The sequence below is a fragment of the Cytobacillus spongiae genome (assembly GCF_021390075.1).
The window spans coordinates 2,208,931-2,235,709 of record NZ_CP089997.1; the positions used below are offsets into that span (position 1 = coordinate 2,208,931).

Genomic DNA, 26,779 nt, shown 5'->3' on the forward strand with positions numbered 1-26,779 from the left:
AAAGAATGGAGTGGCTCAGGATGGCAACAAAAAGGGATTGGGCCTACGTACTCAGTTCCTTTTGTTTTTGTGAAATTTCCTTAACCAAATGAAAATAGTGGAAAGCAATTGATTCTCTAAGCTGACTCCTAATTAAACGTTTTAGATACTTTTGCTATGGCTAGGATGGCCTCGTTGATCTGTTCAGTGGAAACATCGTAATGTGTGACAAATCGGACAGCAGTTGGACCAAATGTAACTGCCAGCACCCCTTCTTCCTTTAGTTTCTTAACAAAATCCTCAGATGTAATGTTTAGCGCTTGAACATCAATAATGACGATGTTTGTGTCCACTTGATTAACGACTGCAAGACCATTTATTTGCCTTAATTCATTTGCAAGCAATTGGGCATGTTCATGGTCTTCAGCTAATCTATCTCGCATCGTTGTTAGAGCAATTAATGCTGGAGCTGCTATCATGCCAACCTGTCTCAAACCTCCACCAAGTCGCTTTCTCCACTTCCTAGCCTTTGCAATAAACTCATTGTCCCCTGCTAAAATGGAGCCGACAGGTGCACCAAGTCCTTTCGATAAACAAACTTGAAGGGTATCCGTATAGTTAGCAAATGCTGAAAGTGGCGATTGAGCCGCTATTGCCGCATGAAACAGCCGAGCACCATCCAAGTGAATAGGGATATGATGGGATTGACCAATTTGATAGATTTCCTCCATATAAGATAGGGCCAATACAGCGCCACCTGCTCGGTTATGCGTATTCTCTAAACAAATCAACCCCGTTTCTGGGAAGTGTTGATCTGCCGGGCGAATCGCATTCTGAACATCAATTGGTTTCATTGCTCCACGGTTTCCATTTATCGTTCTCGTTTGCACACCGGCGAATGCTGCCACTGCTCCAGTCTCGTAATAAAAAATATGACTATCTGACTCTAAGATAATTTCATTCCCACGCTGACAATGAGTTAACACTGCAATTTGATTCCCTTGTGTTCCGCTCGTTACATATAAAGTCGCTTCTTTTCCAAGTAATTCAGCAGCTGTTTCTTCTAATTTTCGAACCGATGGATCTTCACCATATACATCATCGCCAACTTCAGCTTGATACGCAGCTCTTCTCATTTCCTCTGTTGGTTTAGTAACTGTATCACTTCGTAAATCGATCATGATAACCCCTCAAATCTAATTTAGTGTATTCCTATATTATAGAGTGTTTGTACGGATGTTTCATAGAATTGGTTTTTTTGAAATAGACAAAAACGGATCTAAATAACAAATTTAGTTATGGAATACACACTTCATTTCATGTATTACATTCAAATTATTTCCATTCAATGAGTCAAATCATTTACTTATATGGTATTACTTGGAAATAATTTCATTTTGAGGATTAATTATATTAGGAAGGAGATGAATGAGATGACAACAATTTTTACCGCAATTATCCCATTTTTATTACTTTTACCATTAATTTTATTCGTTAGGTGGCTTTTTACTATATTAATAAACCTAAAAGCATCTGCTAAAAAACAAGTTGAACAAAATGGAGAAATTATTGCATTACTAAAAAAGTTAAATGAAAAGGAAGATGGCAACATTTCCAAATAGTGTTGGTTAACGAAAGGGAGTTCATCTTCAAGAGAGAGTTTCGTTTATGTTGTTGGAGAAAGAAACCCATTTTTCTTTCAGAACAACTAATATGTTTCTGGAATGATATGATCACTAACCAGCTTTGAATCATTTGAAATAGATGTGTGTAAAAAAGTAAAAAGGGATTAAAATCATATTTGATTTCATATCCCTTTTGGTTTATATTTTTCTGTTCCACAAGAGCATTTGGATTTTCATAATGGGCTTATTTTTGGAAGACGTTAAGCTATCGCTCCCATATCTGGACCCATAATTTTATTATCATAGAGCTCTCAGTACGCTCTTAGAATAAGCTCTTAAATAATGGTGGTGTTAATTCTACTGCTTCAAATACTTTTGTTACACTAGTTACATATTCTTCTTTTAATTTGTCAGCCTCTGCAAGATCTTCAGAACCAGCCTTTAAAAGTTCTGCTTTTTTTGCATAGTATTGCTTTAAGCTTTCAACAGAAGCCTCTAAATCAGCTTGATGGTCAGCTAGTTCAGCTGGGATTGAAACTGTTGCAAGATCTGTTCCAAACTTTGTTGCTACTTCTACTTGATCTGCTCCTTCAGTCGATAACCCTGCTTCTGTGCTACGAATAAGCTTTGTTACTTCCCCTTGATAACTAAGTAGCGCAGAGCGAACTGCTTTCTGCCCATCTACTTGTTCTGTTGCTTCTTTTTCTTCTGTTTTCTCTTCTTCCTTGCTTTCTTTGTTATCACTTGATGCTGAATCACTTGAACATGCAGCTAATGCAACAAGTAATAACGATAAAAATAATAAAGATAATAGTTTCTTCATTTTTCCCTCTCCTTTTTCTTTTTGAGGTAAGATTTGACTCCCCTTTAGAATATTATCTCGCTAGAGCAATATTTACTGACAATTTTAAATTTACCTACTTTTCATATTTTTTGCAAGAGTTTTCTTCGCGGAACGAAACAAATTACAAAAGTTCTAATATTTGAAAAATAAGTAAATTTATAGGGGATTTTGCTTGTTAGTTCTTAAGTCCCTCCATTTTTTCACACCTGATCGAATTTGTAGGTAAGCAAAAAGAGAGCTATGTATGATTTCAAGCTCTCCATCGTTTATCGCATGTGTACTTTATGGTCATACTCTTTGATTTTCTCAACTAACTTTTTTACTTGAAAAATTGGGTCCTTTGCTTCCCAAATATAAGACATTACTGCAACCCCTGCTACATCTGCTGACAGAACTTCTATAACGTTCTCAAACTGAATTCCACCTAATGCAATAACTGGAGTTTGAACGGATTGAACCAATTGTTCTAGTTGTTTTATTCCACGTGGAGCTAAACCTGGTTTGGATGCACTTGGAAATATATGGCCATAGATCAGATAGTCTGCCCCGTCCTTTTCACGCGCTAGTGCTTCTTCTACTGAATGTATGGAAGCTCCGACGTAAAGAGTGGGAAACTTCTTTTTCACTAAGTGAGTAGAAATGCTTCGATAACCAAGCTGAACTCCAGCTACATTTATGGCCACCGCCACATCCACTCGATCATTTACAATCAGCTTTGAACGAGGTATTCCAATTCGTATCAATTCTTCAATCATCTCAACTAATTGTGAAGCAGAATATTCCTTTTCTCTAATATGTAAATAATCTATATACGGATGAATGTTTCCGGCAATTGATACAACTTCTTCCATTGGTTGTTTTCCAGATGTAATCACATGTAATTCTTTTGACATAGGTGCCTCCATTCTTGATAAAATAGGTAATTTCTAATTTGGAAGGATAGAAGATAATGAATCAGCTATTAAGAAAACATAGATTCTTTCCTGCGGGGTACACTACGGTGTAAAGGAGGGTATCGGAAATGAAAGAAAGAGATTTAGTCACCATTGAGGATGAATACGGAAATGAAAGAGATTATGAGATAGAAGCCTTGTTTGAAATGAACGATCAATCGTATGCTTTGTTAACAGCTACACATGATACGTTTCTCGTCAAAGTAGATGGTGCCAATCACCAGTTCATCTCTGGTGTAACGGACCCGCATGAAAAACAAGCTATACTTGATGCTTATTTAATAGCTGTGGAAGCATCTCCTGCTGAATAAATCAGATAACCCATAAGTCAGGGCTTTCCCTGATTTATGGTCGATCTGATAATACTTCAATCGTCTTTGCTAAAAGCAACGCTCTGTCCACCAGTGAAGGTATCTCTAAATATTCCTTTTCACTATGCGGAAATCCACCGACTGGACCTAATCCATCGATTGTTGGTATTCCTAATGCAGCCGTAAAAGAAGCATCCGATCCTCCGCCTGTAGAAGTGTCAGAAATATCAACACCAATTTCCTTTCCAACCGATTCAATTAATTCTAGCAATGATACCGTCTGTTCATTTTTCTCCATCGGAGGTCGATTCATTTCCCCTTCTAATTCAATTTCAGTTCCAGGAACTTCAGTTGACGAACAGATTTTTTCAAGCTCCTCTTCTAATTCCTCCACTTGAGCAAGCTCTGATATACGCACATCAACGTGTGCAATGGCATTATCTGACACCGTATTCGCCGCTGAACCTCCTTCAATTAAGCCTACATTTACACTAATTCCTTTTTCATGATCCGTTAATTCATGTAGCTGAATCACTTTATGAGCTAATTCTTCAATCGCACTCCGGCCCTTTTCTGGCTCTATCCCAGAATGTGCAGCTTTCCCCTTGACTGTTAATGTGTAATTCCCTTTCCCTCTTCGGGCTGTGACTAGGGAACCATCTCTCCTTGCAGGCTCCATGATCAAGGCAAAGTCTTTATCAATCGCCTCTTTCTCAATCATCTCTCTTGAGGTTGGGGATCCAATTTCTTCGTCACTATTAAATAGGAGCATAATATTTTCACATGCTTTTGATTTTGATTGGAGCAAGGCACGGATTGCATAGAATAGCGTGATGTGACTGCCCTTCATATCAATGACTCCCGGCCCAAACGCTTGATCTCCTTTGATTGAGAACGGTCTTTCTTCTACGGTTCCCTTCGGAAAAACCGTATCCATATGGGCAATAATAATTATTTTAGGCTGTTTGGCATTTCGATGCTTTATTAGAAGGTGATCTCCCAGCTCCGTTTGCTTATATACCTCGATTCGAAAACCTAATTCGTCATAAGACTTCGCTAACAAAGTACCAACTCGATCGACACCTTGCTTATCATAGGACCCGCTGTCCATATTCACCATTTCTTCTAACATCTCAAGCATTTCTTGTTGCTTTGCTTCTAAAAAACTTCTCAATGTACACTCTCCCGGTTAACGTATTATCTTAGTTGTATTATACTCGTTTTTTATCAATCATGCGGAAAAAAAGCAAAACCTTTCTCTATTCTGCCTTATCAGGTTCATTTAAGGATTCGACAATCGGTGATAAGAAATCTTGATACATCAATATCAATTCAATATATTCCATGTCTTGATGGTCTTCGCAATAGTCTTTAAACGTAGCTAATTCCTCATAGATTAATTTCATAAAGGCTTTAGGGAGTTTAATCTCGGCATGATGACCACCTTCATTAACAGTAGGCAAATACATGAGAAACTTCGATTGAATGTGGTCAAATGCTTGAATTTCATTTGCTAAAGCTTCTTTTTCAAATTCGGTTATATCCTTATATTCTGTTAATACTTGCCCTCTCCAATGACAATGAAAGGATGAAAAATGAAGCCAAAAATGAAGTTCCTTCTTTCTTACATACATTGTTACGTTTTCCTGATCCTCAAAAGATAAAATATCCATCTATGAGCCCACCCTTTCCAATAGTTATATTATGTACCGAACGAGGGTGAATCTACATACAATAATGAAAACTGCCCTACACTCTACTTTAATGAGGAGTGTATGAAATGAATTTGAACCATAATGACCCTTCAAATCGGTTGATATCTCTTCCGAAGAATAATATGAGCAACAATCAGGAATCCTTCCGTTCCCATTTTCTTCAAGAGTATATGGAGAAGCAAGATGAATTGAGCAATAAGCTAGTTAGCTCTTTTTCACAGATGATTGATCGTGTAGAAGAAACAAAAGTCAAGCAAGATGTCCAATTTCATCAACTTGTTGAAATGCTTCAGGAACAGGAAGTCAACTTAATGGAACGGGTAATGGTAGCCATAAAGGAACAGGAGTCTACGTTAGGCGAAGTCATGCAGCAATTAGATCAATTAGAAGAGAATGGGCAAATGTTGCATGACACACAGGTAAAAGAAAAATTAATGAGTGAAGCCATTCTTGATCAACTCGCTTTTCAAGATGATGCCCTCCGTAAATTATCTAGCCAATTGGAAATGTACGAATCCGGCGCAAAAGAAGTCTTTTCGCAATTTGACAAACAGGGAGCCATTAATGAGCAAATCGCACAATCATTTCAAACTCAAGAAGTCTTCCATCAAACCGTCATGGAACGATTAGATCAGCAAGAAGCAACAACTGAAAAAGTAAGCCGTCAGCTCGATAACCTCAAGGGCATCCTATATGAACGAGCAGCCCACATAATCGAGAAGCTGGAAACCAACCTCTTAAAAATCACCCAACCTGTTCACCGATTCTTTATATCATGGGAGGAAAAGCAAGAAAAATAAAGGGTTGATCGACCTCGGATTGGTGCTGATTGTGTTTTCGTGTCTGAACAGCTGGTGGGTTCGGACACCTTTTATGGAAATGCTTGCTTTTGTGTCCGAACTGGTGGCCGGTTCTGACTTGGTTCATTGGTAAACCCGTTTCCCTATCCGAAGTTGTGCTCACTTCGGACTCTGTTCTCTGGAAATCCCTCGCTTCTGTCCGAAGTTGTGCTCACTTCGGACTCTGTTCACTGAAGATCCCTTTTCCCTGTCCGATGTTGGGCTCACTTCGGACTATGTTCACTGAAGATCCCGTTTCCCTGTCCGAAGTTGTACCCACTTCGAACTCCGTTCACTGAAAATCCCTTTTCCCTGTCCGATGTTGGGCTCACTTCGGACTCCGTTCACTGAAAATCCGAGAGCGTATAAAATTTTGTGTAAATGGATATACTTTCCATTAAAGGAGATGGTCGTTTATGCAAAGTTTTCGAGATCTAACTGTAAGAGAATTAGCTAGTCAATGCCAAACTGTTGATGATATTCATATGATGATGAAAGAATTGTTTAGAGAAACACTTCAACAGGTATTTGAGGCTGAAATTGAGGAACATCTAGGTTATTCCAAGCATGATTCTTCTGGGAATAATACAGGAAATAGTCGTAATGGATATAGTAAAAAGTCGATTAAAACAAAGCTTGGAGAGACTCCTCTTAGTATACCTAGGGATCGAAAAGGTGAATATGAGCCACAGATTATCAAGAAGTATGAAACTTCTATCAATGGACTTGAAGATCAAATTATTGCTCTCTATTCTAAGGGAATGTCTACTCGAGATATCGAGCAACACATGAAAGATATCTACGGAGTCAATGTTTCACCAAGTTTGGTCAGTAAAGTCACAGATAAGATTTTACCCCTGGTCTATGAGTGGCAGTCTCGTCTACTAGAACCTGTTTATCCTATCGTGTTTTTAGACGCTATTCATTTTAAGGTAAAGCATGAAAATCGAATTGTTAGTAAAGCCGCATACACGGTATTAGGGATTAATACCGATGGTATTAAGGATATACTTGGAATCTGGATTGGTGAGGATGAGAGCGCTAGCTTCTGGCTGAATGTCTGCCAGGATCTTAAAAGCAGAGGAGTTGAAGACATTCTTATTGTTTGTAAGGACGGGCTTTCAGGCTTTTCTGAGGCGATTAGCGCTACGTTCCCAAAGACAGATATACAGTCATGTATTATTCATCAATTACGAAACAATGTAAAAGGTGTCCCTATGAAATACCGCAAAGAACTTATGGCTGATTTAAAGTTAGTTTATAAAGCGGTTACTTTAGAAAAAGCTGAAAGTGCTTTTCAAGATTTCAAAGAACAGTGGGGACAGAAGTATCCTGCAATTATTAAATCATGGGAAACAAATTGGTTGGAGTTAACTACTTATTTCTCCTATCCAGTAGAGATAAGAAAACTGATTTATACAACGAATACTATTGAAGCTTTCCATAGGCAGTTAAGAAAAGTTACGAAAACCAAAACAGCTTATCCAACAGATAATTCTTTACGTAAGATTGTTTTTCTGGCCACTATGGGGGTGACAGACCGATGGACTGTACCTGTACCAGGGTGGATGGAATGTAGGCAACAGTTTGAAATCATGTTCGCTGGTCGGCTTGGGAAATAAGTTCTGTCCTAGCATTCCTACGTATTAGGGCAATGCCTTAAGGGTTTATCGCTTTAGGTTCTCCCAAAAGGGAAAAAGAGAGGAAAATCCTCTCTTCCTTTTGTACAGAACCCCACTTGGTGCTCGGGTTGCTCCCCAGCATTGCCCTATCCCCCTAGTAGGTAAGATTATTGTTGACTATCAAGCACATGTTCAATCATTTACACAAAATAATTTACACTACCGAAAATCCCTTTTCCCTGTCCGATGTTGGGCTCACTTTGGACTCCGTTCACTGAAAATCCCTTTTCCCTGTCCGAAGTTGGGCCCACTTCGGACTCCTTTCTCCGGAAATCCCTCTTACCTGTCCGAAGTTAGGCTCACTTCGGACTCTGATCACTGAAGATCCCGTTTCCCTGTCCGAAGTTGTACCCACTTCGAACTCCGTTCACTGAAAAATCCCGTTTCCCTGTCCGAAGTTGTACCCACTTCGAACTCCGTTCACAGAAAATCCCGTTTCCCTGTCCGAAGTTGTGCTCACTTCGGACTCCTTTCTCTAGAAATCCCTCGCTTCTGTCCGAAGTTGCACCCTCTTCGGTCTCCTTTCACCACAAATCCCCTCGCTTCCCTGTCCAAACTCTTCACAACTTCATACTCCATACACCGAAACCTCACTCATCGTTTTTCTTGCTCTCACTCCTATTCTAGTAAGAATATCTAGCTATCTAGTAATAAATCGTTTACAATTTCTTTATTAGAATTTTTTAAAGAGAGGTATTACTTCAATTGCTATACTATCGAACTTTTGAACATAATGATTCAACAATATGGGTGACATTTATACACGGAGCGGGTGGTAGCTCTTCCGTTTGGTTTAAACAGTTAAAAGAGTTTAAAAAACATTTCAATGTCCTTCTTATTGATTTACGAGGACATGGAAAATCGCAAAAAGGAACGTGGAAAAAGGGTGACACGTTTGATCAAGTTTCAGAGGAAGTGGTTAAAGTTCTTAACCATCTCTCCATTAAAAAAACCCATTTTATCGGGATATCTCTTGGAACAATTGTGATTCAAACCATTGCTCGAAAGCATCCAGAACGCATTCATTCAATGGTGCTAGGTGGAGCCATAATAAAGCTCAATTTACGAACCAATTTTTTGTTGGCAATCGGTAAGCTTGGCAGGTTTATTCTGCCCTACATGATGTTATATCGATTATTTGCTTGGATTATTATGCCCAAAAGCAATCATTTGGAATCCCGCTCAGCATTTGTCGAGCAAGCGAAAAAAATGTGCCAAAAGGAATTTATCCGCTGGTTTAATTTAACAAGGTCGATAAATCCATATTTGCGAAAGCTGCAAGCGGATTTTTTCCAAATTCCCACTCTTTTTATCATGGGAAGAGAGGATTACCTTTTCCTCCCAGGTGTTGAAAACCTCGTATCAAAAAATGAGAACCTGCACTTAGTCACTATTGAGGATGCTGGCCACGTATGTAATATTGATCAACCGGATCATTTTAATAATCATACGATTGAATTTCTACAAAACGTCCCAGAACGCTATATAAATAAATTAAATGCATAAAGAACCCCCCGCATCCAACTGGATGGGGGGTTCTCTATGCTAGCTTGGAAGGTAACACAATGTTGAAGACTGTCCCTTTATTTAGCTCACTTTCAATGTATACTTTTCCATTATGGCTTTCTATGATTTTAAAGCTAACCATTAAGCCTAAACCATTCCCATCCTTTTTAGTCGTATAAAAAGGTTCTCCTATTTTCTTCAGCTTTTCTTCAGGAATACCCACGCCAGTATCTTGAATGGATACTTGACACTGCCCGTCTCTCAACGTGATTTTTACAGTTAAATCACCGCCGTTTGGCATTGCTTCAATCCCATTTTTAACGAAATTCAAGAATACTTGCTTCAATCGGTCCTCGTCACATTCAATTTGAATAATGTCTAAAGGGCATTCGTAGTGGAGAGCTACCTTCTTCTTTCTTGCTTCAAATTCTAATAAAGAAAGGACATTCTTGATAATCGGAATGATATTTTTTTCTTCTAATTGGGCTGCTTTAGGTTTTGCCAACACCATAAAGTCCTCCACAATGGTATTCACACGATTAATTTCATCTAAGATAATTTCGATAAATTCCTTTCTCTGTGGATCGGCTTCATCTTCCGATAGAAACTCTGCATAGCCTCTCATCGAGGTCAGCGGGTTCCGAATTTCATGGGCTACTCCTGCAGCTAATTGTCCAACAGCAGCTAGCTTGTCTTGACGATGGAGGATTTCTTCCGTTTTCTTCTTTTCGGTTATATCGTTTCGAATCGCAAGATATTGGTACGGCTTCCCGCTCTCATTTAAAAACGGAACAATTGTCGTATCTACCCAATAATAATTTCCATCTTTTGCACGGTTTCGAATTTCACCCTTCCAAACCGATCCAGAGCCAATCGTTTTCCAAAGATCTTTGAAGAATTCTTTCGAATGAAGACCTGAATTTAAGAGGCTATGCGATTGCCCGATGAGCTCATGCTCTTCATACTTAGAGATTTCACAAAATTTCTCATTTACACTGGTAATAATTCCCTTTTCATCTGTAAATGCAACTATAGACGATTGATCTAAGGCAAAATTAATATCACTATTTGCTTTAAGTGACTTTTTTAAATGAAGGAGCGCTTCTTTCCTTGGAGTGATATCTGAGCGAATGGATACGTATTGATATGGCTTCCCCTTCTTATTTAAGAAAGGAACAATTGTCGTATCTACCCAATAAAGACTTCCATCTTTTGCACGGTTTTGGACTTCACCTTTCCATATCTCGCCTTGTCCAATCGTTTTCCATAAATTTTTAAAAAATTCCTTCGAATGGGTGCCAGAATTTAATATTCTGTGATCCTCCCCAATTAATTCATGTTCTTCGTATTTAGAGATTTCAACGAATTTATCATTCACATAGGTGATAATCCCTTTAGGATCTGTAATCGCCACAATTGAAGAGGCATCTAAAGCAGAGGTGATATCTTTTAAGTTCGTATCACTTACAGCTAACTTTTTACTGATAAAGGTACTTGATCCAATTAATCCCGCTAAAATAAGTAGCGAAACGAAAACAACTAGGTAATTGAGGAAGCCGTCTTGAGTCTCGCCCCCTAAAGAGCTAGGATCCTCGATATAAAACGAAGAGGCTTTATTCAATAAAAAATACCCTTCGACAACTGCGCCGGTAATAATTATTGAACTTAAAGGTTTTAACCATATTTGGTTCGTTACAGTGAAATTTTTCGAATAGAATAACATCCATAATGCAAACAAGAATGAGAAGAAGATTAGGACTAGAGAAATAAATAGAATAACCCTATTAAAGTGAATTCCCATATTCATGGCATACATTCCAATCACATGAACAGAAAAAACAGCTAATGTTAAGAAAAAGCTTCCAATAAGGAGCTGATTAATAGTAATCGTTCGCCCCGTTACTAAATAAAACGCTACTCCCGTAAAGCAAATTCCGATTAACATCGAAAGTAGAGTTATTGGAATTTGATACGTCCCTGCTCCTGTCATATTAATCGCAAGCATCCCGATAAAATTCATGATCCAAATGCCTATACCTAAAGAGAATGTCCCACCAATAAACAAGAAGCGATTATTCTTTTCATTTGATTTCATTAACGTAAACATATCTAAAGCTGTGTAAGAAGCCATGATGTTTAACAAAATGGCGACAATAATCAGGATTGGATTGTACGATATCAATAGCTCTTCCATAATGTTAATCCCCTCCTATTAACAAATGTTTCTCATATGATTGTAATGGAAACTTAAGTGTGTGAAAAGACTTATTCCGAAATCTTTACATTTAGTATGAACAAGACAGTTGACTATTTTCAAAATTCTAAAAATTTTTTCAAAAAAAGACTACACATTTTAGAGAGAACGGTGTATACTGTACTATAACAGAAGATAACAATAGTAACTGTAATATAAAAAGGAGGAATACAAAATGATGAAGAGTCCAGTTGAGTTTTTCCGTAGTTTACCAAAGAAGGTATGTCCTGAGTGTGGTCAACATGTAGAGGAGCAAGCAGAATCCTATTTAATGGAATGTGATCGCTGTTTATCAAAGAAAGTTGAATAGTCCAAATATAAAGCCAGGAGTTAGATGCTCCTGGCTCTTTCTTTTCCTAGGGTTTGTTGTTGTAGTACAGAGCTACAAATATGGTTGTGAATAAGTACGTAACAAATAGAGAAACATTTAAATAGGAATAACATCTTGGGTAATGAGGTGATTTGTGTTTGAAAATTCGTACGAATAACTATGTAACAACCGCTCCAATAGAAAAAGAAGTGACAACTTCAATTGAAAATAACACAAAGCAAAATCCAGGTGATTCAGTAAATGTAAATGAAGAAATAAAGATTGCAAACACGATTCTTGCTGGAGAAGAAATAAAACAGCAAAATGAGAATTTGTAAAGGAGATATACATGATGAATACAATTGACCCTAGAGAAATAAAAGCTGGAGATGAAGTTTTTGTTATTTATAATAATCCCCATACACCGACAGTTTCTAATATTCGCGCAGCTGAAATTGTGCAGCACCCAAAAGATCCGAATGCAGTTGCATTATTCTTAAATGAAACATTTCATGTAATTGAGGATGATGATGCGTTATTTTCATCAGAACAAGACGCAGAGCAAGCATTTGAGCAGCTATATACGGATACCACTTTGGAGTAATTGTTTAAAAGGATTCGGTATAAATCGTGTTCATTCAATAATTAAAGTAAGGACTTCAAGAAATGAACCATAAAAAAAGCTAACTCAACTGAGCTAGCTTTTTTCCTTTGTTGTCTTTATTTAAATCTTAGGGAGTTCTCGAACTTCCATCGTTGTTTCGTGCCCACATATTGGACACTTCAGATCATCAGAAGCGAAATCTTTTCTCATCCATCCATTACAGTCATCATGGTTACAGGAATATACTTCTGTATCCACCATAATATTCTCTAATTTATCTTCTTGATTTTTTCGGTTAAAAAACATGAAAGCCGCCCCCTTTTTTTATTAGTATGGGCAATTTTCACCAAATTAAAATGGATTTACTAATATTTTTCAATTTTAACGGAAATTATCAAGATTGCCTTGTCTGAATTATACCTTTGTTACAGACAATATGCTAGAGAGGGTGATAAGAAAATGAAAAAAGATTCCACAAAACGAACGATTGTTGGAACCGATATTGATGAGGTTAAGCAGTTAAATGCAAAATCAGGGCTTTCCTATAACGAGGTGAAAATGCTTCTAGCCAAAAAAATTTCTCAGTAAAGGGATCCACATGTAAAGAACCTGCCTCACAATTTCTGGCAGGTTCTTTCGTAATTAGTACCAAGCAGCACCTACAATGATTAAAAGGATGAACAGAACAACGATTAATACAAAAGTATTTCCATAGCCACCACCGTAGCCACCACATCCGTAACCGTAGCCCATAGTATCACCTCCTTTTTATTCTATTTCCAAAATTTTTAGTAACCCCAACCAATATAAGCAGAACCTACAATGATGAGAAGAATGAATAATACGACGATTAAAGCAAATCCACCGCCGTAGCCGCCGCATCCAGCACCTGCACCCATTTTTCCACCTCCCCACTAACACATATAAATATCGTATGTTGGGACGAGTTGATTGGAATGGGCTCTTTACCGATTGTTAAAAGAAACTACCAGAAGAATGCTGCACCAACTGCTAAACCGATAATTGCTCCTAAAGCAATCCCATAACCAGGTCCAAATCCTCTATATCCATAGCCATAACCGTACCCATAACCAAACCCACCATAATTTCTTCGCTGTCCACCTAGAGGACGAATATATACTTTTGATGGTGTTACCCTGTGAATGACTCCCCGATGGACTCCCCCATCATTTGTGCGAATCGTGGCGTATTTTCCAACGCCTTTGAAACACTGTTGATAATAAGACACTTTAATCACCCCCAACTTGTATTTCACTTACATTCTATGCGAATGCCAAGGAATGAATATGGACAATCGTTGAGGGCGCTTGCGGATATTTAACTAGGACAACCATTTTTTGAAAGAATGGGCAGCCAATTTCACCTATTGATGTGTCCTTTTACAAATTCTAAGGAGAATCAGCTCAGCCCCTCCCATCAACTAAATTTACATAAAAAAATCGCCGAAGATATAATCCTCGACGAATGGTTGTTAATTTGAGATAACGGCCTTGACTGATGCTCGTTTCTCTTCCTTTATAAGCCATATATTTAGTAGTATCCCTATAAAGGCCAAGACAGCAAAGAAAAGATAGACCATATAAATATTGTTATTTTCGTAAAGTATTCCTCCAAAGAACGTACTAAACCAATTGCCTAGTCCGTTTCCTATAGCTGAATACAACGTAACAGCTGTAGCGGTGATATGTGGAGGGGTGATATCACGGATATATTGTAAGCCTGCAGGAATAAATAATCCAATTGAAAATCCTTGGATAACTGAAGATGCATAGACAATCCAGAGACTAGGCTCAGTGAAATAAAATCCCCATCTTACAAGTGAAGCACACCCTGCAATTACGGTAATTTGTAATAACCCTAGCCGTTGAATCCAAGCACCAGCTACTCTCATAAATGGAATTTCAGAGAGAACGGCAATTAAAAAGGCGATTCCAATTCCCGTATACGTTCCTCCGCTATCTTCTATAAACAGACCAAAATACACATTATTTGCTAAATTTGGGCCGAATAATAAAAAGGTAATTCCTAAGAATAGAAGAAATCTCTTTTGTAATAGAACTTCCTTAACCCCACCTAAAAGGTTCTTATTTGGCTTAGCTTGTTCTTTTGGCAATCTCCAGGCAAGTAGGCTAGCAACTGTTAAAAAAGCGAAAAATGCATAAAAAATTACTTTAGGATCCCACTCAGAAGCTCTCCCCATAAAAAATACCGCTAATCCAAACCCTAGTGATCCGTATAGTCTTATGCTTCCATAATTCACTCGGACTTTACTTGTATACTTTAATGAAATACTGTCAGAAACAGGCACGATAGCACTTTGAAAAACCGCTACCATAATCGCCACGATTAAAAACATCGTATAGCCACTAAATGAAACATAGCCTAAAGCGAAAATTCCAGCCATTAATGTAGTTAATGCCAGTACTTTAATCGGTGCATTCGTTCGATCTGAAATCATTCCCCATAGCGGTTGGAAGAAGATCATCACAATCGGACTTACAGACATAATCGTCCCAATTTGATAGCCATTTAAATTTTCCACTTCACTTAAATAAACACTTAATAATGGGAATAGGCTTCCCATTCCTAAAAACACAAATAAATAATAACCTTTAAGAGTGATTATATTTTTTTTAACTTCCGTATTCATGATGTATCCTCCCAAATAATGTAACACTCTCCATTCTACCATCTTTCGTTCAAAGGAGATATATCTATTTTCGTCAATCGAAATATCATTTACTCCTAATCAAGGATACTTATGATGATTAGTCAAGATTCTGGGTAAACTACATCGGTAAAAATTCTCACCAAGGGAGTGATTCTCATGGTACAAGCTGCACTTTGGGGAGCAGTAGCTAGCTTTTCCCTTTTTATCGGCTCCATCGTTGGCATCTACTATTCCATCCCGAAAAAAATCATTGCATATATTATGGCATTTGGTACAGGTGTATTACTTGGGGCATCCACTTTTGAGCTACTCCTTGAAGCGGTCAAAGCAAGCGGGATTCCCATTGCGATTTCTTCTTTTCTAGCAGGCGCTTTTGTCTTTACTCTTTTGGAACTTTTCTTGTATAAAAAAGGCGGGAGTAGTCGAAAGCGATCACAAAAAAATCCTGCTGGTCATTCTGGATTAGCGATTTATTTCGGAACTCTAATGGATGCCATTCCTGAATCCATTATTATAGGGATTAGTTTATTACATAACTACCAAATAAATTGGCTATTTATCTTAGCCATCTTTATTAGTAATTTCCCTGAATCTTTGTCAAGTACAATTGGATTAAGGAAAGACGGTTATTCGAAGAAAAAAGTTCTTTTTCTTTGGTTTAGTGTTGTCGTTCTCTCCTCCATTTGCTCGGTAATTGGATTTACCTTCTTAAAAGATAGTCCTAAAACATTAATCGCTGCAATCGGTGCGTTTGGTGCTGGAGGTTTGATTGCTATGGTATGCTCTACAATGCTTCCAGAAGCATTCGAGGAAGGAGGCCCAGTTATTGGCTTCATTGCTTCTGTTGGAATTGCATTCTCTCTCGTATTATCAGAAATTAGTTTATAATAATATTGTTATGTAAACTTTTTTATCCTATGGATTTGAAGCGAACCGATTATCCGTTCGCTCCAAATCCACAAGATGAATGGTTTTTAGCATTGAAATTGAAGCTTCGTTATTTCCTATTTGTTTCCCTCTTCCTCCACGATTGTTTCACTTACATGCTTTCGTCCCATTTGATGACGGATTTTTCGATTTTCTTTTGATTCAAAAATGACATCAAAATCGTAATCCTCTGGATACAATTCTTTAGCCTGAATATACATTTTTAAGCGTTTTTGGTTATAGAGTTGTTTTTCACCCTTTACTTGTACGATATAATTTCCCGTTTCATCAGGTCCTTGATAGATAATTCCATACTCACCGGTTATCGTAATTTGAACATTATCTCCTTGTGAGAAGTGCTGAAGTATGGTTTTGATTTCCTTCGGATCTCGAGACCTTTTGACGTATCGATTATTGGCTAGTTGCTTTTCCGCCTCCTTTCTTTGATAATAATCTGCTTCTTCCATTGCAAATGTTTTCTTTGTTTTATACGTTATTTGATGGGCTCTTTCAATGATTTGTGGGTGAACACCTAACTTTAATGCAATGGCAAATGCTTGGCTTTCTCCACCTTTTCCGATCAATAATCGATAGGTCGGCTTAAGCGTTTCTAGGTCGAACTCCATCGACCCATTCATAAAACCATCTGTATCTTCAGCAAACCCTTTAATTTCACTATAGTGTGTAGTAGCTAGAAGTGTAGCCCCTTTCTGATAAAGCTGTTCTAATATGGCAGTAGCTAGCCCCATTCCTTCTCCTGGGTCTGTACCTGATCCAAGCTCATCTAATAACACAAGACTTCGATCATTTGTTTCTTTTAAAATTTCTATGATATTGGTAATTCGAGAGCTAAAGGTACTTAAATTCTGTTCAATACTTTGGCCGTCTCCAATATCTACTAAAATATGTTGAAAGATACTAATTTCACTTCCCTTTTCGACAGGAATATGGAGTCCTGCTTGAACCATCATCGTTAATAATCCAACCGTTTTGATGGTGACTGTTTTACCACCTGTATTTGGGCCTGTGATAATTAATGCATGCTGTCCGTCTTGACCCAGTTTGATTGTAAGAGGAACGGCATTCGCACCTAAAAGGGGGTGTTTTGCTTGTATCAAATGTACAAAGTGTGATTCATTTACATTCACTGGCTGTCCTTCAATTGAACGACTATACTTTGCCTTAGCGAATAGAAAATCATAATGAATCATCGTTTCAACAGCGAGATGAAGCTCCCTTTCTTTCCCTTCCACTAAGCCCGTTAAATAAAGTAGAATTTTTTCTACCTCTAATTCTTCCTCTGCAAGTAACCAGTCTAACTGCTCTTGCTGAGCGGTAATATCTTCCGGCTCAATATATAAAGTAGATCCAGAGGCAGATCGATCGAGAACAGACCCTTTTAGTTTATTTTTATATTCGATCTTCACCGGAATAACATATCTTCCATTCCGCTGACTGATAACAGCCTCTTGTAGATAGGTTTTGTATTTATTAGAGCGAATGATTTGGTTTAGCTTTTCCTTCAAGCGTTCCTCTTGGATCGCGATTTGCTTTCTAACCTTCAGAAGCTCCTTGCTAGCATAATCATCCACTTGCCCATTGCGAATACAACGATTAATTTCGTCAGCGAGACTTGGCAATTCTTCAATAGAATACACATAGGATGAAACTCTCGGTGCCATGTATTCCTTATCCTTCATATACCTTCTCATTTTCCCGCAACAATCAAGAAAATCATGTAATAGCAAGAATTGATCTGGCCGTATGGGCACACCTTTGTTTAACATACCCAATAATAGCTGGATCCCATTTAACCCATGCAATGGAACACTTGCACTTTTCTCTAGAATCATTACTGCTTCATTAACCTCATCCTGCCACGCTTCAATTTGCTTACGGTTTGTAGAGATTCGTAGTTGTAGCACGCGATCCTTTCCTGAATCCGTTAATGCATATGTGGCAATTTCTTCTTTTATTTGGTCAAATCCAAGAACTTGAGTTGTATCTGTTTTCAACTTCAGTTCCTCCTTTTTATAGTATAAAATATTGACTTATCTCATTAGCTGTATGCACCTGGTGATACATTCAAATAAGCTTCTACAAACAGCCAATCGATGGAATCTTTCATTCGTTTTGAACTAATTAAAGGGATATTTGCTTGCTGCTGCTTCACCTTAGTCAACAGCACTAAAAAAAGCCGAGCTGAACAAAGTTCATCACGGCTTAAAATTGCATAAAAATGTCGTCAGAAAAATAGAAAAAGCTGTGTTCAATGAACACAGCTACTACGCACAAATTTTTCTGAAGTACGGTTTTAGCTATGATAATTGTTCTTAACATTCAATCCAAGTGTATAACTAAATAAGCCTTCACCGATTCATTTTTCGAACAAATGTGAAAAGCAACTCTTGGAATGACCGTATGAAATTAACGGATTAGTTAAGAACGACACCTAACATAAAACATACTCCTTTTATTCCCTTTAATTAATTATATCCTATTCTCTTTTTGAAAATTTGTCAAATCAACCTTCACATCAGTAAATAAACGATTCTTCTTTTTTTCTATAGTGATTGCTTGAAAAGGACAATGATCGACACATTCTCCACAAAGACTACAATCCCCTGCAATAACAAATTCACTTTCCCTTGTTATGGCTGGTTCTAATATGATTGGGTCTGCTAGACATACTGCCCGACAGACATCACAACCCGTACACTGTTCGTGATTAATTTGAACTTGAAACCTTCCAAATCGACCGATCGATTGATAGAAGCCACCCAATGGACAAAGTGATCGACACCAGCCTCTTCTAGATATGAAAACCTCCATTATAAGAATGGCTAGCAGAAACCAGCCACCAATTCCTATGATGAAAAGAAGATTCCTCATTAGGATAGCGATGGGAGAAATCAACTCAAAAACGGGTACACCAGTAAAAAAGGAGAGAATTAAGATCACAGCAGCAAGATATACCTTTAGTCGCCTGTTCATCGGTTGATCCGGCAATGGGACGTACGAACGGATCTTATCAACTCCTTCTAAAAGCGTATTTACAGGACATACCCAACTACAAAATACTCTTCCCCTAATTACCGTATAAAAGATAAAAATAATACACGCCCCGCCAAGATAGGTCCAATGAATGATTTTAGAAGCGGCAATAATTTGCAACGCTGCAAATGGGTCAGATAAAACGATTCCTAGGAAAGAAGAGGAGGCCAAAGAACCAAAGAAGAAGGGCTCTCCTTCAATTTCAGCTACGATAACGGGAGAAAGAAACAGTACAATCACGAGAAGTTGAACAGCCCGCCTCGCGATTGTCCACTTTTTTGAAAACTGTCTTTTTTGGGCCATCATCTTCACCCTTTTAATCTATTGCTTTGCTTCCTTCATATCTAGTAAATATACTATTTTATAAGTAACCCTTTTTCCTTTGTGATCGTAACAACACCTTTCAAACTCTTGTAACTTACGTGATCCAAAGATCATACGTCCTAATTTGGGGAATTCCTATGTTCCTTAACATTAATTTAGATTCTCTTTACACGAATTGATGTTGATTCCTTTCGGATAAACCATACAGCTAGAAACACATAGTCCACATCCATTACATTCATTCGTATCTATGACCGGTTTTTCATTACGAATGGCTATTGCGTTTTGCGGACAAGCTCGAGCACAGTAATCACACATAACATCCTTTTCAGTTAGACAAAATCTCTTGTTAACAACAGCAAGCCCCACTCGTGGGTGTGAACTGAATTGCGCATGAGTTAATGCATCTGTTGAACAAACCTCCAAGCATTTACTGCAAAAAGTACATGGTGATTCGTTTGGATTCAAGTAAGGTGTATTCCACAGTTTTGCTCCATCTGAGGCAGTAAACAATTTAATGCTCTTCTCTGGACACACTTGCTCACATTTACCACATCGATCGCACATGGTTAGAAACTCAATTTCATCACGTGCACCTGGAGGCCGAAATATAGATGGATCTGTATCGATTTGCTGCGCCAAAAAGTTTCCTAGAAAACTTACGGAAGCATCTACATGTAAAGCAAAGAACTTCCTTCTTGTTACCTTTTCGTTCATATGGGAACAACTGCCTCTTGATAGAAAGGATCGTTTTCAAAATTTGTATAGACTAGACAAATGGTTAATACACCAGCTACTTGCTTAAATTGTTCTGCAATTTCATAACTTTCATTTACAGAGGGAGCCTCTAATGTGAGCACAATTTTGTATTCATCTTCAATATGATGGACTTCTACTCCCTTAAAGGCTTCCAAGTCTTTTGCCGTTTGAGTGGCTAATCCTTGAATAGATTCAATGAAAATACCAGATATAACCATTATCTTCCCTCTTTCTTTTTACTCAGTTGGTTGCGTTATTCTAAAGTTGACTTTCCCCTTAACATTTCCACAAGGGGACTTCATCGATTATTCTTCGCTATTAAATGCAGGCTTGTTATCATTTTGGGTAGCATGACATTGAATGCAATTATCTCGGAATACAGCCTCATTTCGATTATTTTCATAGTAGTGATTCTCAGGTGGAATAGGAGCACCTGTTGAAGCGTTCCCATGGCAGCTCATACAGCTTTCATGATGAAGCTCTGAATTCCATCTATCAATATGGTCTCCTGGTTGCATAGGTGGAGCTCCAAGTAATACCATCGTGGCTGATTTCTCTCTCCCTTCCTCTGAAAGCTGTGGAATAGCAATCGCGGATGCTTTCTCAATTGGACTCGAATGATTTGTGTTAATATTCTGAAGCTGTTGAGTTCCTATAGCAACGCTAACGATAAGGAAAAATACGAATACAAATAACAGTTCCTTCTTCATTCACCTACACCCCCGTCCTTATGCTTTAACCACTTTAACTGCGCATTTTTTATAATCAGGTTGCTTAGAAATTGGACAATAGCAATCTAGTGTAACTAAATTGATTAATATTTCTTCTGCAAAAAATGGAACATACACAAGCCCCTTAGGCGGATTTCCTCTTCCTTTTGTTGTTGCTTTAACTAACACTTCACCGCGCCTTGAGATAATTTTCACCATATCGCCCGTTTGAACGCCCATTTTCTCTGCATCTTCGGGATGGATCTCACAAAGTGCTTCTGGAACGGCTCTGTGCAGCTCTGGCACTCTTCTTGTCATTGAACCGCTATGCCAATGCTCTAACACACGGCCCGTACAAAGCCAAAATGGATATTCTTGATCGGGTATTTCTGCTGCATCCTCAAAAGGACGATGGATCACACTTGGACGATGATCAGCAGATTTATAGAAATCTATATCCATGTATTTCCCTACCTGGCCAAATTCCTCAACTCCATACTGATCATAGCCTTCCTCCTGCTTCCCATATGCATAGCGCCAGCTCGTTTCAATCCATTTACCATTTACATTTCGGACTGGCCAGCATATTCCGTGTTGCTTAAAGTATTCATCGTATGGTGCCATTTGCTTTGCTTTCAATTTCAGTTTTTTTCCAAGCTCTTGAATTTCAACGTTTTTACTCTCATGGGGATTCGAAAATGCTCGATATTCCTCCCAAAGCAGCTTATTAACTTCATGCTCATCTTTGATTAAATCGTTATTTTCATAGTCCCAAATCGAACCGAATAACACATCAAAAGCAGGCTGATTTCCTATCTGTTTATCCGCTAAAACTCTTTTCGCAATTTGAACGATTGCCCAAAGATCCCACTTTGCTTCTCCTGGCGGTTCTGTACATTTTTCAAACACATTCGTCCTGCGCTCGGCATTACCAAACTGACCTTCTCTTTCCACCCACATGGCAGCAGGGAAAACAACATCTGCCATTTCAGTAGAACGGGTTGGATATACCTCAGAAACAACGATAAACCCATCAATTACACCTTTTCCATTTTCATCATTTCCTCGGAATCGATTTAATTTGGGCATCGTTTGACCCCAGTTATTTGACATGCTCCATAAAAACTTCACATTTCCGTTCCCTAATTCACGGAACATTTTTACTGTATGATAACCAGGCTTCTCAATTGGCTCTAAATACCCCTTCGGCAAATTCCAAATCAGCTCTGAATATCGCCTATGTTCAGGGTTATTCACTACTAGATCCGCAGGTAAACGATGAGAAAAGACTCCTACCTCCCGAGCAGTTCCACATGCACTCGGTTGTCCAGTTAATGAGAAAGGTCCGTTTCCAGGCTTGCTAATTTTCCCAGCCAATAAGTGAATGTTGTAAACAAGGTTGTTGATCCATGTGCCTCGGGTATGCTGATTCATTCCCATCGTCCAAAGGGACATAATCTTCTTGTTTGGATCAGCAAATTCCTTAGCAAGCTGTTCAATATCACTAGCTGCAACCCCTGAAATTTCTTCAGCCTTTGCAAATGTATAGAAACTGACCATTTTTTTAAATTCATCAAAAGAAATATTCCATACCTGATCCGCAACTTTTCCAACTTCTGATGCTTCATATTGATCATCGTAGGTATGACCTAAATTCTCCGTGCCGGCTTTAAATTGTAAATGTTCTTCAGCAAATTGTTGATCGTATAAGTTATTTTGGATTAAATAGTTTGCTATCGCATTTGCAATGGCTAGATCGGTTTGTGGTCTAAACTCGTATACGAAATCAGCCGTTTCAGATGTACGCGAACGTCTTGTTGTTAAGTCATAATGCTTTACTCCAGCCGTGCTTAGCTTTCTCGCAGTTAAGCGAGAGTACAAGACAGGGTGCATTTCTGCCATATTTGCTCCCCATGTTACAAATACATCTGCTTCATCTAGATCCCGATAGGAGCCCATTGGTTCATCCGATTGAAAGGTGGTCATAAAACCCGCAACTGCACTTGCCATACAAAGCCTAGCATTTGGATCAATATTATTATTTAACAATCCGGCTTTCCATAGCTTTACGGAAGCATATCCTTCCATAATGGTTTGCTGTCCCGAACCCCAAAATGCAATCGACTTTGGGTCTTTTTTATTGGCTTCTATCAGCTTGCTTGCGACAAGATCTAACGCTTCTTCCCATGATGCTTCTCTAAATCCTTCCATTGTGCCTTTCTTTGATTGATCCTCTCGTATCAAAGGCTTGGTTAAACGGTCTTCTCCAAATAAGATTTTCCCTACGTAAAATCCTTTAATACAATTCAAGCCTTTACTTGAACGGTTATCAGGGTCTCCTTTTGTTGCTACGACTTTTCCATCTTTAATCCCTACTAACACTCCACACCCGGTACCACAAAAACGACATACTGTTGATTTCCATTCGTCTGGTTCAGCCGTTTCAGGTTGCTGATTCATACTACCTGTTGCAGGTGTAGCTTCCTTCTTTTTACATCCAGCAACAGCCATCGTCATCGATATAGCGGTCGCTTTTAACAACGATCTTCTTGTTAAATCCATCGCTTACTTTCCTCCCATCTTAATGAAGAAAATGAAATCTATTGAACTGGATGACAATAATCATCCAACATCCAAACTAAAATAACCCTTTTATCTCTCTAGGCTTAACGCGAATCGCAACTGGATGATCGACCACACAACGCTCCTCACATATCCCGCAGCCCACACATTTCTGTTTATTGATAATGGGTGCAAAGACGGCATGGGTCGGATCATCCGGTTTTATGTAAATATTTAATTGAATCGCTTCATCAATTAACGGACACTCACGATAACAAACTTCACAGCGCGTTCCTTGATAGGCAATACATGCTTCTTGATCGATTACTGCACTCCCCATCTCCACATCGTACACATCCGAGACATTTGATAATGCCTCTGTAGGGCAAACCTGTACGCAAGGAAAATCTGCACATAACCGGCATGGGTTTTCTCGAGCATGGATATATGGCGTGCCGATGCCTAAACCAAGCTGCTCATTCCCCATTTGAACTGAATGATAGGGACATGCTTGTATGCACTTTCCGCACCTTACACATAAAGCGAGAAATTCATCCTCATCTGCTGCACCAGGTGGCCTTAACACGGCTTTATTTCCTGTATTCATTAAGTTTAAGAGCTCATATGCTACGAGACCTCCAGCTAGTACTTTAAGAAACCCGATGCCTTTCAATGAACCAGCCTTCTTTCATTAGAGATGATACCCCTATCGTAAACGCTTCCATCCCTTTATTCTGTGATGAATTCCACAAATGGAAAATCGTTCACAAATTCACAATAATTTAAATAAACAAAATTCTTATGATTCTTCCTACTATCCTAACTTCCTCCACTCTTCTGCCTATAACATTTATCCAATATCTACTAAAATAGGGATTTATCATCTATAAATAGGAAATTGTCACATAATCATCTAAATTTTTTTCTAATACCTATGGACTTAGGGGGCTCTTATTCTTTAAGATGGCACTGACATGATTGCTGAGTAGGCATCCTTTGTTTGTTTAGGTCGGAATAGTCCAAAATAGAAAGGAGGAAATAGTCATGGAAGCGATTAATCAGCTACCTTTGAATTACGAAATCGATTTATTATTAAAATCTGCTAATAGAATAATAGAAATTCATAAAGGTCAGTACTTATTTCAAGAGGGACAAGAAGCGAAGGAATTATACATCGTACTTTCAGGGAAAATACAAGTGTCAAAAATGAACGCTGAAGGAAACGAGCTATACTTACGTTTATGCCAAGTAAATGATATTGTTGGGGAATTAACACTATTCACCGAGAATCCTAGTTACATTTTCAACGCAAAGGCGATCGAAAATTGCCAAGTAGCTGTTATTAATATTTGTGACCTAGAAGCAACTCTCTTTCAAAATAGTGCGGTTTCTTTTCAATTTTTAGTATGGATGAATGATCATATGAGAAAAACTATGACCAAATTTCGAGACCTTGTACTTAATGGAAAAAAAGGGGCCTTATATTCAACCATTATTAGACTTTGTAATAGCTATGGAGTAAAAAGAGAAGATGGAATTTTTATTACTGTACCATTAACGAATCAAGACCTGGCAAATTTCTGTGGAACGGCTCGAGAAAGTATCAGTCGAATGCTTACTGTTTTAAAAAATGAAGGCATTATTTCAATGGATCGAAAACACCTTATCATCCATAACCTTGCTTATTTAAAGAAAGAAATAGATTGTGAAAACTGCCCGATTGAATTATGTAATATTGATTAATGCGATCGAAGAACAGGTTCCCTCCCCCCCTTTTTTTTTGAAAGACAGCCATTCTCCCTTAATAAGGTGATATTCTAACAGATTGGTGTTATATACGAGGGAAGATTCCCGTCTATAAACGAAGGCTATCGTTTGGAGCGGGAGGACGCGAAATGCCACTGGTAGCAGTAGGACAGTTGAGATCCAACAGGCGAAGCCGATGATACTCGCCGCACGCCTTGTGCCATGCGAGCATCCTGGCGGAAAATTACCCATGTTTCAAAAGCAACACTGTATACGAAAACAGTCATTCAAAAAAAGAAAAGAAGCAGAATGTCTCCTGCTTCTTCTCAAGCTTTCTATTACATACTTAAAAGAGAATGCTGAAAAAGCACTCATTTCAGCTAATTAATAGCCGAAACCGCCACCAACGTATGCAGCACCAACAATAATTAATAAAATGAACAGAACAACAATTAACGCAAATCCTGAACCGTATCCGCAACCTGCACTCATTTAGAATTCCTCCTTAAAGTTTAATTCCTTAGCATCATATTCAAGGAAAGGCCAAATGTATGGTTGTTCATCTTGTCTTATTCAAAATTAGTCAAATGCCTATCTATTATAACTTTACATTATTATTAAATTATTAACGTTACTTGAATTGTTCACATAATATCCATAGGATTTTTCAGCCATTTTCATTATCTTTAATATGGGAGGGAACGAAATGAAGAAAATTTATCTAACATCCATAATCATCTTAGTTCTTGGAATCTCCTCAGGAATCGGTTACTTTATCATCAGAGATAAAACGGCCACTATTCCAGAAGGAACGACGCTTGTAACAATGAATAATGAAGTATATGATTTCTCGAAGTCTGAAAAGAAACTAAAGGTCTTGGAGTTTTTGTATACCCATTGCCCGGATATCTGTCCAACGACAACGAATAAAATGAATATGTTAAAAAGAGATCTTGAAAAAGAGGGCGTTTTTGGAAAAAACGTTCAGTTTATTACGGTTTCTATTGACCCTTATCGCGACACTCCAGAGGTGCTCAAAAGATATATGGATACCTTTGATATTGAGGATGATGGCAATTGGTTGCTCCTAACTGGAGATCATGACAACCTAAAACAAGACCAAGCAGAGATTAGAGAATTAGCTAATACATTCCAGTTTCAATATAGGGACCCAGGCGATGGATTTTATGTTCACAGTACCTTCGTCTACTTATTAAGTGAAGATAATAAGTATCTTAAAAAGTTCCCAATGGGAGAAGAGTTCGATAAAGATGATGCCTTTGCTAATATAATGAAGGAAATTGATTAAAAGAAATGAAAAAAGGGATCGAGATGTTATTCTCGGTCCCTTTTGTTATTTATGTTAGATGATTTCTGCTACAG

31 protein-coding genes are annotated in these 26,779 nt (G+C 38.2%); 12 read left to right on the forward strand and 19 right to left on the reverse strand.

Annotated elements, in window-relative coordinates; translation table 11 throughout:
• Positions 1–128: 128 nt before the first annotated feature.
• On the reverse strand, positions 129–1,160 hold the full coding sequence (ltaE, locus tag LS684_RS11145; RefSeq protein WP_233806025.1) for a low-specificity L-threonine aldolase: 1,032 nt from the start codon (positions 1,158–1,160) through the stop codon (positions 129–131).
• Positions 1,161–1,412: 252 nt separating this feature from the next.
• On the opposite strand from ltaE, the gene LS684_RS11150 reads away from it, so the two are divergent.
• Positions 1,413–1,601, forward strand: a complete 189-nt coding sequence (locus LS684_RS11150; RefSeq protein ID WP_233806026.1) for a hypothetical protein — start codon at positions 1,413–1,415, stop codon at positions 1,599–1,601.
• A 325-nt stretch (positions 1,602–1,926) separates the two neighbouring features.
• Here LS684_RS11150 and LS684_RS11155 read toward each other — a convergent pair whose 3' ends face one another.
• On the reverse strand, positions 1,927–2,427 hold the full coding sequence (locus LS684_RS11155; RefSeq protein WP_233806027.1) for a hypothetical protein: 501 nt from the start codon (positions 2,425–2,427) through the stop codon (positions 1,927–1,929).
• Positions 2,428–2,714: 287 nt separating this feature from the next.
• Positions 2,715–3,341: a thiazole tautomerase TenI gene (gene tenI / locus LS684_RS11160; protein WP_233806028.1), complete on the reverse strand. Its 627-nt coding sequence runs from the start codon at positions 3,339–3,341 to the stop codon at positions 2,715–2,717.
• 128 nt (positions 3,342–3,469) lie between these two features.
• Here tenI and LS684_RS11165 point away from each other — a divergent pair, with 128 nt between their 5' ends.
• The gene (locus LS684_RS11165) at positions 3,470–3,712 is read left to right on the forward strand and encodes a DUF1292 domain-containing protein (RefSeq protein ID WP_233806029.1); all 243 of its coding nucleotides are present in this window, start codon (positions 3,470–3,472) and stop codon (positions 3,710–3,712) included.
• Positions 3,713–3,746: 34 nt separating this feature from the next.
• Here the strand turns inward: LS684_RS11165 and LS684_RS11170 are convergent, their stop codons facing one another.
• Positions 3,747–4,886 carry a M20 family metallopeptidase gene (locus tag LS684_RS11170; protein ID WP_233806031.1) on the reverse strand — a complete coding sequence of 380 codons (1,140 nt, stop codon included), beginning with the start codon at positions 4,884–4,886 and terminating at the stop codon, positions 3,747–3,749.
• Positions 4,887–4,971: 85 nt separating this feature from the next.
• On the reverse strand, positions 4,972–5,385 hold the full coding sequence (locus tag LS684_RS11175; RefSeq protein ID WP_233806033.1) for a hypothetical protein: 414 nt from the start codon (positions 5,383–5,385) through the stop codon (positions 4,972–4,974).
• A gap of 107 nt (positions 5,386–5,492) precedes the next feature.
• On the opposite strand from LS684_RS11175, the gene LS684_RS11180 reads away from it, so the two are divergent.
• The 3 genes from LS684_RS11180 (at position 5,493) to LS684_RS11190 (ending at position 9,454) form a co-directional block, all read left to right on the forward strand.
• Positions 5,493–6,227, forward strand: a complete 735-nt coding sequence (locus LS684_RS11180) for a hypothetical protein (protein WP_233806035.1) — start codon at positions 5,493–5,495, stop codon at positions 6,225–6,227.
• Positions 6,228–6,682: 455 nt separating this feature from the next.
• A complete protein-coding gene (locus LS684_RS11185; RefSeq protein WP_233806036.1) occupies positions 6,683–7,888 on the forward strand; it encodes an IS256 family transposase in 1,206 nt (401 codons plus the stop codon).
• A gap of 765 nt (positions 7,889–8,653) precedes the next feature.
• Positions 8,654–9,454 (forward strand): alpha/beta fold hydrolase, encoded by an 801-nt coding sequence (locus LS684_RS11190; protein WP_233806037.1) that lies wholly within the window; start codon positions 8,654–8,656, stop codon positions 9,452–9,454.
• Positions 9,455–9,488: 34 nt separating this feature from the next.
• On the opposite strand, the gene LS684_RS11195 is transcribed toward LS684_RS11190, so the two are convergent.
• On the reverse strand, positions 9,489–11,648 hold the full coding sequence (locus LS684_RS11195; RefSeq protein WP_233806038.1) for a PAS domain-containing protein: 2,160 nt from the start codon (positions 11,646–11,648) through the stop codon (positions 9,489–9,491).
• 235 nt (positions 11,649–11,883) lie between these two features.
• Here LS684_RS11195 and yhfH point away from each other — a divergent pair, with 235 nt between their 5' ends.
• The 3 genes from yhfH to LS684_RS11210 all read left to right on the forward strand — a co-directional run bounded on the left by yhfH (position 11,884) and on the right by LS684_RS11210 (position 12,622).
• The gene (gene yhfH, locus LS684_RS11200; RefSeq protein WP_233806039.1) at positions 11,884–12,018 is read left to right on the forward strand and encodes a protein YhfH; all 135 of its coding nucleotides are present in this window, start codon (positions 11,884–11,886) and stop codon (positions 12,016–12,018) included.
• 158 nt (positions 12,019–12,176) lie between these two features.
• Entirely contained in the window at positions 12,177–12,356 is a 180-nt protein-coding gene (locus LS684_RS11205; protein WP_233806041.1) for a hypothetical protein, read from the forward strand.
• Between the two features lie 11 nt (positions 12,357–12,367).
• Positions 12,368–12,622: a transcriptional regulator SplA domain-containing protein gene (locus LS684_RS11210; RefSeq protein WP_233806043.1), complete on the forward strand. Its 255-nt coding sequence runs from the start codon at positions 12,368–12,370 to the stop codon at positions 12,620–12,622.
• Between the two features lie 120 nt (positions 12,623–12,742).
• Here the strand turns inward: LS684_RS11210 and LS684_RS11215 are convergent, their stop codons facing one another.
• A complete protein-coding gene (locus LS684_RS11215) occupies positions 12,743–12,928 on the reverse strand; it encodes a cold-inducible protein YdjO-related protein (RefSeq protein ID WP_233806045.1) in 186 nt (61 codons plus the stop codon).
• Positions 12,929–13,081: 153 nt separating this feature from the next.
• Here LS684_RS11215 and LS684_RS24105 point away from each other — a divergent pair, with 153 nt between their 5' ends.
• Complete coding sequence (locus LS684_RS24105) at positions 13,082–13,210, forward strand: hypothetical protein (protein WP_267930200.1); 129 nt, start codon at positions 13,082–13,084, stop codon at positions 13,208–13,210.
• Positions 13,211–13,264: 54 nt separating this feature from the next.
• Here the strand turns inward: LS684_RS24105 and LS684_RS11220 are convergent, their stop codons facing one another.
• From LS684_RS11220 to LS684_RS11235, 4 genes are all read right to left on the reverse strand, one after another.
• Entirely contained in the window at positions 13,265–13,375 is a 111-nt protein-coding gene (locus LS684_RS11220) for a YjcZ family sporulation protein (RefSeq protein ID WP_233806047.1), read from the reverse strand.
• A 35-nt stretch (positions 13,376–13,410) separates the two neighbouring features.
• Positions 13,411–13,521, reverse strand: coding sequence for a YjcZ family sporulation protein (locus tag LS684_RS11225; RefSeq protein WP_233806049.1), 111 nt, complete (start codon positions 13,519–13,521; stop codon positions 13,411–13,413).
• 86 nt (positions 13,522–13,607) lie between these two features.
• The gene (locus tag LS684_RS11230) at positions 13,608–13,871 is read right to left on the reverse strand and encodes a hypothetical protein (RefSeq protein WP_432418767.1); all 264 of its coding nucleotides are present in this window, start codon (positions 13,869–13,871) and stop codon (positions 13,608–13,610) included.
• Positions 13,872–14,114: 243 nt separating this feature from the next.
• On the reverse strand, positions 14,115–15,296 hold the full coding sequence (locus LS684_RS11235) for an MFS transporter (protein ID WP_233811624.1): 1,182 nt from the start codon (positions 15,294–15,296) through the stop codon (positions 14,115–14,117).
• Between the two features lie 174 nt (positions 15,297–15,470).
• On the opposite strand from LS684_RS11235, the gene LS684_RS11240 reads away from it, so the two are divergent.
• A complete protein-coding gene (locus tag LS684_RS11240; protein ID WP_233806051.1) occupies positions 15,471–16,202 on the forward strand; it encodes a ZIP family metal transporter in 732 nt (243 codons plus the stop codon).
• A 116-nt stretch (positions 16,203–16,318) separates the two neighbouring features.
• Here LS684_RS11240 and LS684_RS11245 read toward each other — a convergent pair whose 3' ends face one another.
• From LS684_RS11245 to LS684_RS11275, 7 genes are all read right to left on the reverse strand, one after another.
• A complete protein-coding gene (locus LS684_RS11245; RefSeq protein WP_233806053.1) occupies positions 16,319–18,256 on the reverse strand; it encodes an endonuclease MutS2 in 1,938 nt (645 codons plus the stop codon).
• Positions 18,257–18,731: 475 nt separating this feature from the next.
• Complete coding sequence (locus LS684_RS11250) at positions 18,732–19,601, reverse strand: NapH/MauN family ferredoxin-type protein (protein WP_233806055.1); 870 nt, start codon at positions 19,599–19,601, stop codon at positions 18,732–18,734.
• Between the two features lie 168 nt (positions 19,602–19,769).
• On the reverse strand, positions 19,770–20,336 hold the full coding sequence (locus LS684_RS11255) for a 4Fe-4S dicluster domain-containing protein (RefSeq protein WP_233806057.1): 567 nt from the start codon (positions 20,334–20,336) through the stop codon (positions 19,770–19,772).
• On the reverse strand, positions 20,333–20,596 hold the full coding sequence (locus LS684_RS11260) for a chaperone NapD (protein ID WP_233806058.1): 264 nt from the start codon (positions 20,594–20,596) through the stop codon (positions 20,333–20,335). Before LS684_RS11260 ends, LS684_RS11255 begins: the two co-directional genes overlap by 4 nt.
• A gap of 87 nt (positions 20,597–20,683) precedes the next feature.
• Positions 20,684–21,088: a nitrate reductase cytochrome c-type subunit gene (locus LS684_RS11265; protein WP_233806059.1), complete on the reverse strand. Its 405-nt coding sequence runs from the start codon at positions 21,086–21,088 to the stop codon at positions 20,684–20,686.
• 18 nt (positions 21,089–21,106) lie between these two features.
• Complete coding sequence (gene napA / locus LS684_RS11270) at positions 21,107–23,650, reverse strand: nitrate reductase catalytic subunit NapA (protein WP_233806060.1); 2,544 nt, start codon at positions 23,648–23,650, stop codon at positions 21,107–21,109.
• A 76-nt stretch (positions 23,651–23,726) separates the two neighbouring features.
• On the reverse strand, positions 23,727–24,323 hold the full coding sequence (locus LS684_RS11275) for a 4Fe-4S dicluster domain-containing protein (RefSeq protein ID WP_233806061.1): 597 nt from the start codon (positions 24,321–24,323) through the stop codon (positions 23,727–23,729).
• Between the two features lie 371 nt (positions 24,324–24,694).
• Here LS684_RS11275 and LS684_RS11280 point away from each other — a divergent pair, with 371 nt between their 5' ends.
• Positions 24,695–25,393: a Crp/Fnr family transcriptional regulator gene (locus tag LS684_RS11280; protein WP_233806062.1), complete on the forward strand. Its 699-nt coding sequence runs from the start codon at positions 24,695–24,697 to the stop codon at positions 25,391–25,393.
• A gap of 387 nt (positions 25,394–25,780) precedes the next feature.
• Here LS684_RS11280 and LS684_RS11285 read toward each other — a convergent pair whose 3' ends face one another.
• Positions 25,781–25,888, reverse strand: coding sequence for a YjcZ family sporulation protein (locus LS684_RS11285; RefSeq protein ID WP_233806063.1), 108 nt, complete (start codon positions 25,886–25,888; stop codon positions 25,781–25,783).
• 214 nt (positions 25,889–26,102) lie between these two features.
• Here LS684_RS11285 and LS684_RS11290 point away from each other — a divergent pair, with 214 nt between their 5' ends.
• Positions 26,103–26,705, forward strand: a complete 603-nt coding sequence (locus LS684_RS11290) for an SCO family protein (RefSeq protein WP_233806065.1) — start codon at positions 26,103–26,105, stop codon at positions 26,703–26,705.
• Positions 26,706–26,779: the final 74 nt, after the last annotated feature.

Bases quoted from the DNA above. Each gene is read 5' to 3' on its own strand.
- LS684_RS11250 (WP_233806055.1), bottom strand. From the start codon at position 19,601: ATGATGGCCCAAAAAAGACAGTTTTCAAAAAAGTGGACAATCGCGAGG.
- LS684_RS11210 (WP_233806043.1), top strand. From the start codon at position 12,368: ATGATGAATACAATTGACCCTAGAGAAATAAAAGCTGGAGATGAAGTT.
- LS684_RS11265 (WP_233806059.1), bottom strand. From the start codon at position 21,088: ATGAAGAAGGAACTGTTATTTGTATTCGTATTTTTCCTTATCGTTAGC.
- LS684_RS11195 (WP_233806038.1), bottom strand. From the start codon at position 11,648: ATGGAAGAGCTATTGATATCGTACAATCCAATCCTGATTATTGTCGCC.
- LS684_RS11185 (WP_233806036.1), top strand. From the start codon at position 6,683: ATGCAAAGTTTTCGAGATCTAACTGTAAGAGAATTAGCTAGTCAATGC.
- LS684_RS11280 (WP_233806062.1), top strand. From the start codon at position 24,695: ATGGAAGCGATTAATCAGCTACCTTTGAATTACGAAATCGATTTATTA.
- LS684_RS11165 (WP_233806029.1), top strand. From the start codon at position 3,470: ATGAAAGAAAGAGATTTAGTCACCATTGAGGATGAATACGGAAATGAA.
- yhfH (WP_233806039.1), top strand. From the start codon at position 11,884: ATGATGAAGAGTCCAGTTGAGTTTTTCCGTAGTTTACCAAAGAAGGTA.
- LS684_RS11290 (WP_233806065.1), top strand. From the start codon at position 26,103: ATGAAGAAAATTTATCTAACATCCATAATCATCTTAGTTCTTGGAATC.
- LS684_RS11285 (WP_233806063.1), bottom strand. From the start codon at position 25,888: ATGAGTGCAGGTTGCGGATACGGTTCAGGATTTGCGTTAATTGTTGTT.
- LS684_RS11220 (WP_233806047.1), bottom strand. From the start codon at position 13,375: ATGGGCTACGGTTACGGATGTGGTGGCTACGGTGGTGGCTATGGAAAT.
- LS684_RS11260 (WP_233806058.1), bottom strand. From the start codon at position 20,596: ATGGTTATATCTGGTATTTTCATTGAATCTATTCAAGGATTAGCCACT.
- LS684_RS11240 (WP_233806051.1), top strand. From the start codon at position 15,471: ATGGTACAAGCTGCACTTTGGGGAGCAGTAGCTAGCTTTTCCCTTTTT.
- LS684_RS11255 (WP_233806057.1), bottom strand. From the start codon at position 20,336: ATGAACGAAAAGGTAACAAGAAGGAAGTTCTTTGCTTTACATGTAGAT.
- ltaE (WP_233806025.1), bottom strand. From the start codon at position 1,160: ATGATCGATTTACGAAGTGATACAGTTACTAAACCAACAGAGGAAATG.
- LS684_RS11150 (WP_233806026.1), top strand. From the start codon at position 1,413: ATGACAACAATTTTTACCGCAATTATCCCATTTTTATTACTTTTACCA.
- napA (WP_233806060.1), bottom strand. From the start codon at position 23,650: ATGGATTTAACAAGAAGATCGTTGTTAAAAGCGACCGCTATATCGATG.
- LS684_RS11155 (WP_233806027.1), bottom strand. From the start codon at position 2,427: ATGAAGAAACTATTATCTTTATTATTTTTATCGTTATTACTTGTTGCA.
- LS684_RS11180 (WP_233806035.1), top strand. From the start codon at position 5,493: ATGAATTTGAACCATAATGACCCTTCAAATCGGTTGATATCTCTTCCG.
- LS684_RS24105 (WP_267930200.1), top strand. From the start codon at position 13,082: ATGAAAAAAGATTCCACAAAACGAACGATTGTTGGAACCGATATTGAT.
- LS684_RS11215 (WP_233806045.1), bottom strand. From the start codon at position 12,928: ATGTTTTTTAACCGAAAAAATCAAGAAGATAAATTAGAGAATATTATG.
- tenI (WP_233806028.1), bottom strand. From the start codon at position 3,341: ATGTCAAAAGAATTACATGTGATTACATCTGGAAAACAACCAATGGAA.
- LS684_RS11175 (WP_233806033.1), bottom strand. From the start codon at position 5,385: ATGGATATTTTATCTTTTGAGGATCAGGAAAACGTAACAATGTATGTA.
- LS684_RS11225 (WP_233806049.1), bottom strand. From the start codon at position 13,521: ATGGGTGCAGGTGCTGGATGCGGCGGCTACGGCGGTGGATTTGCTTTA.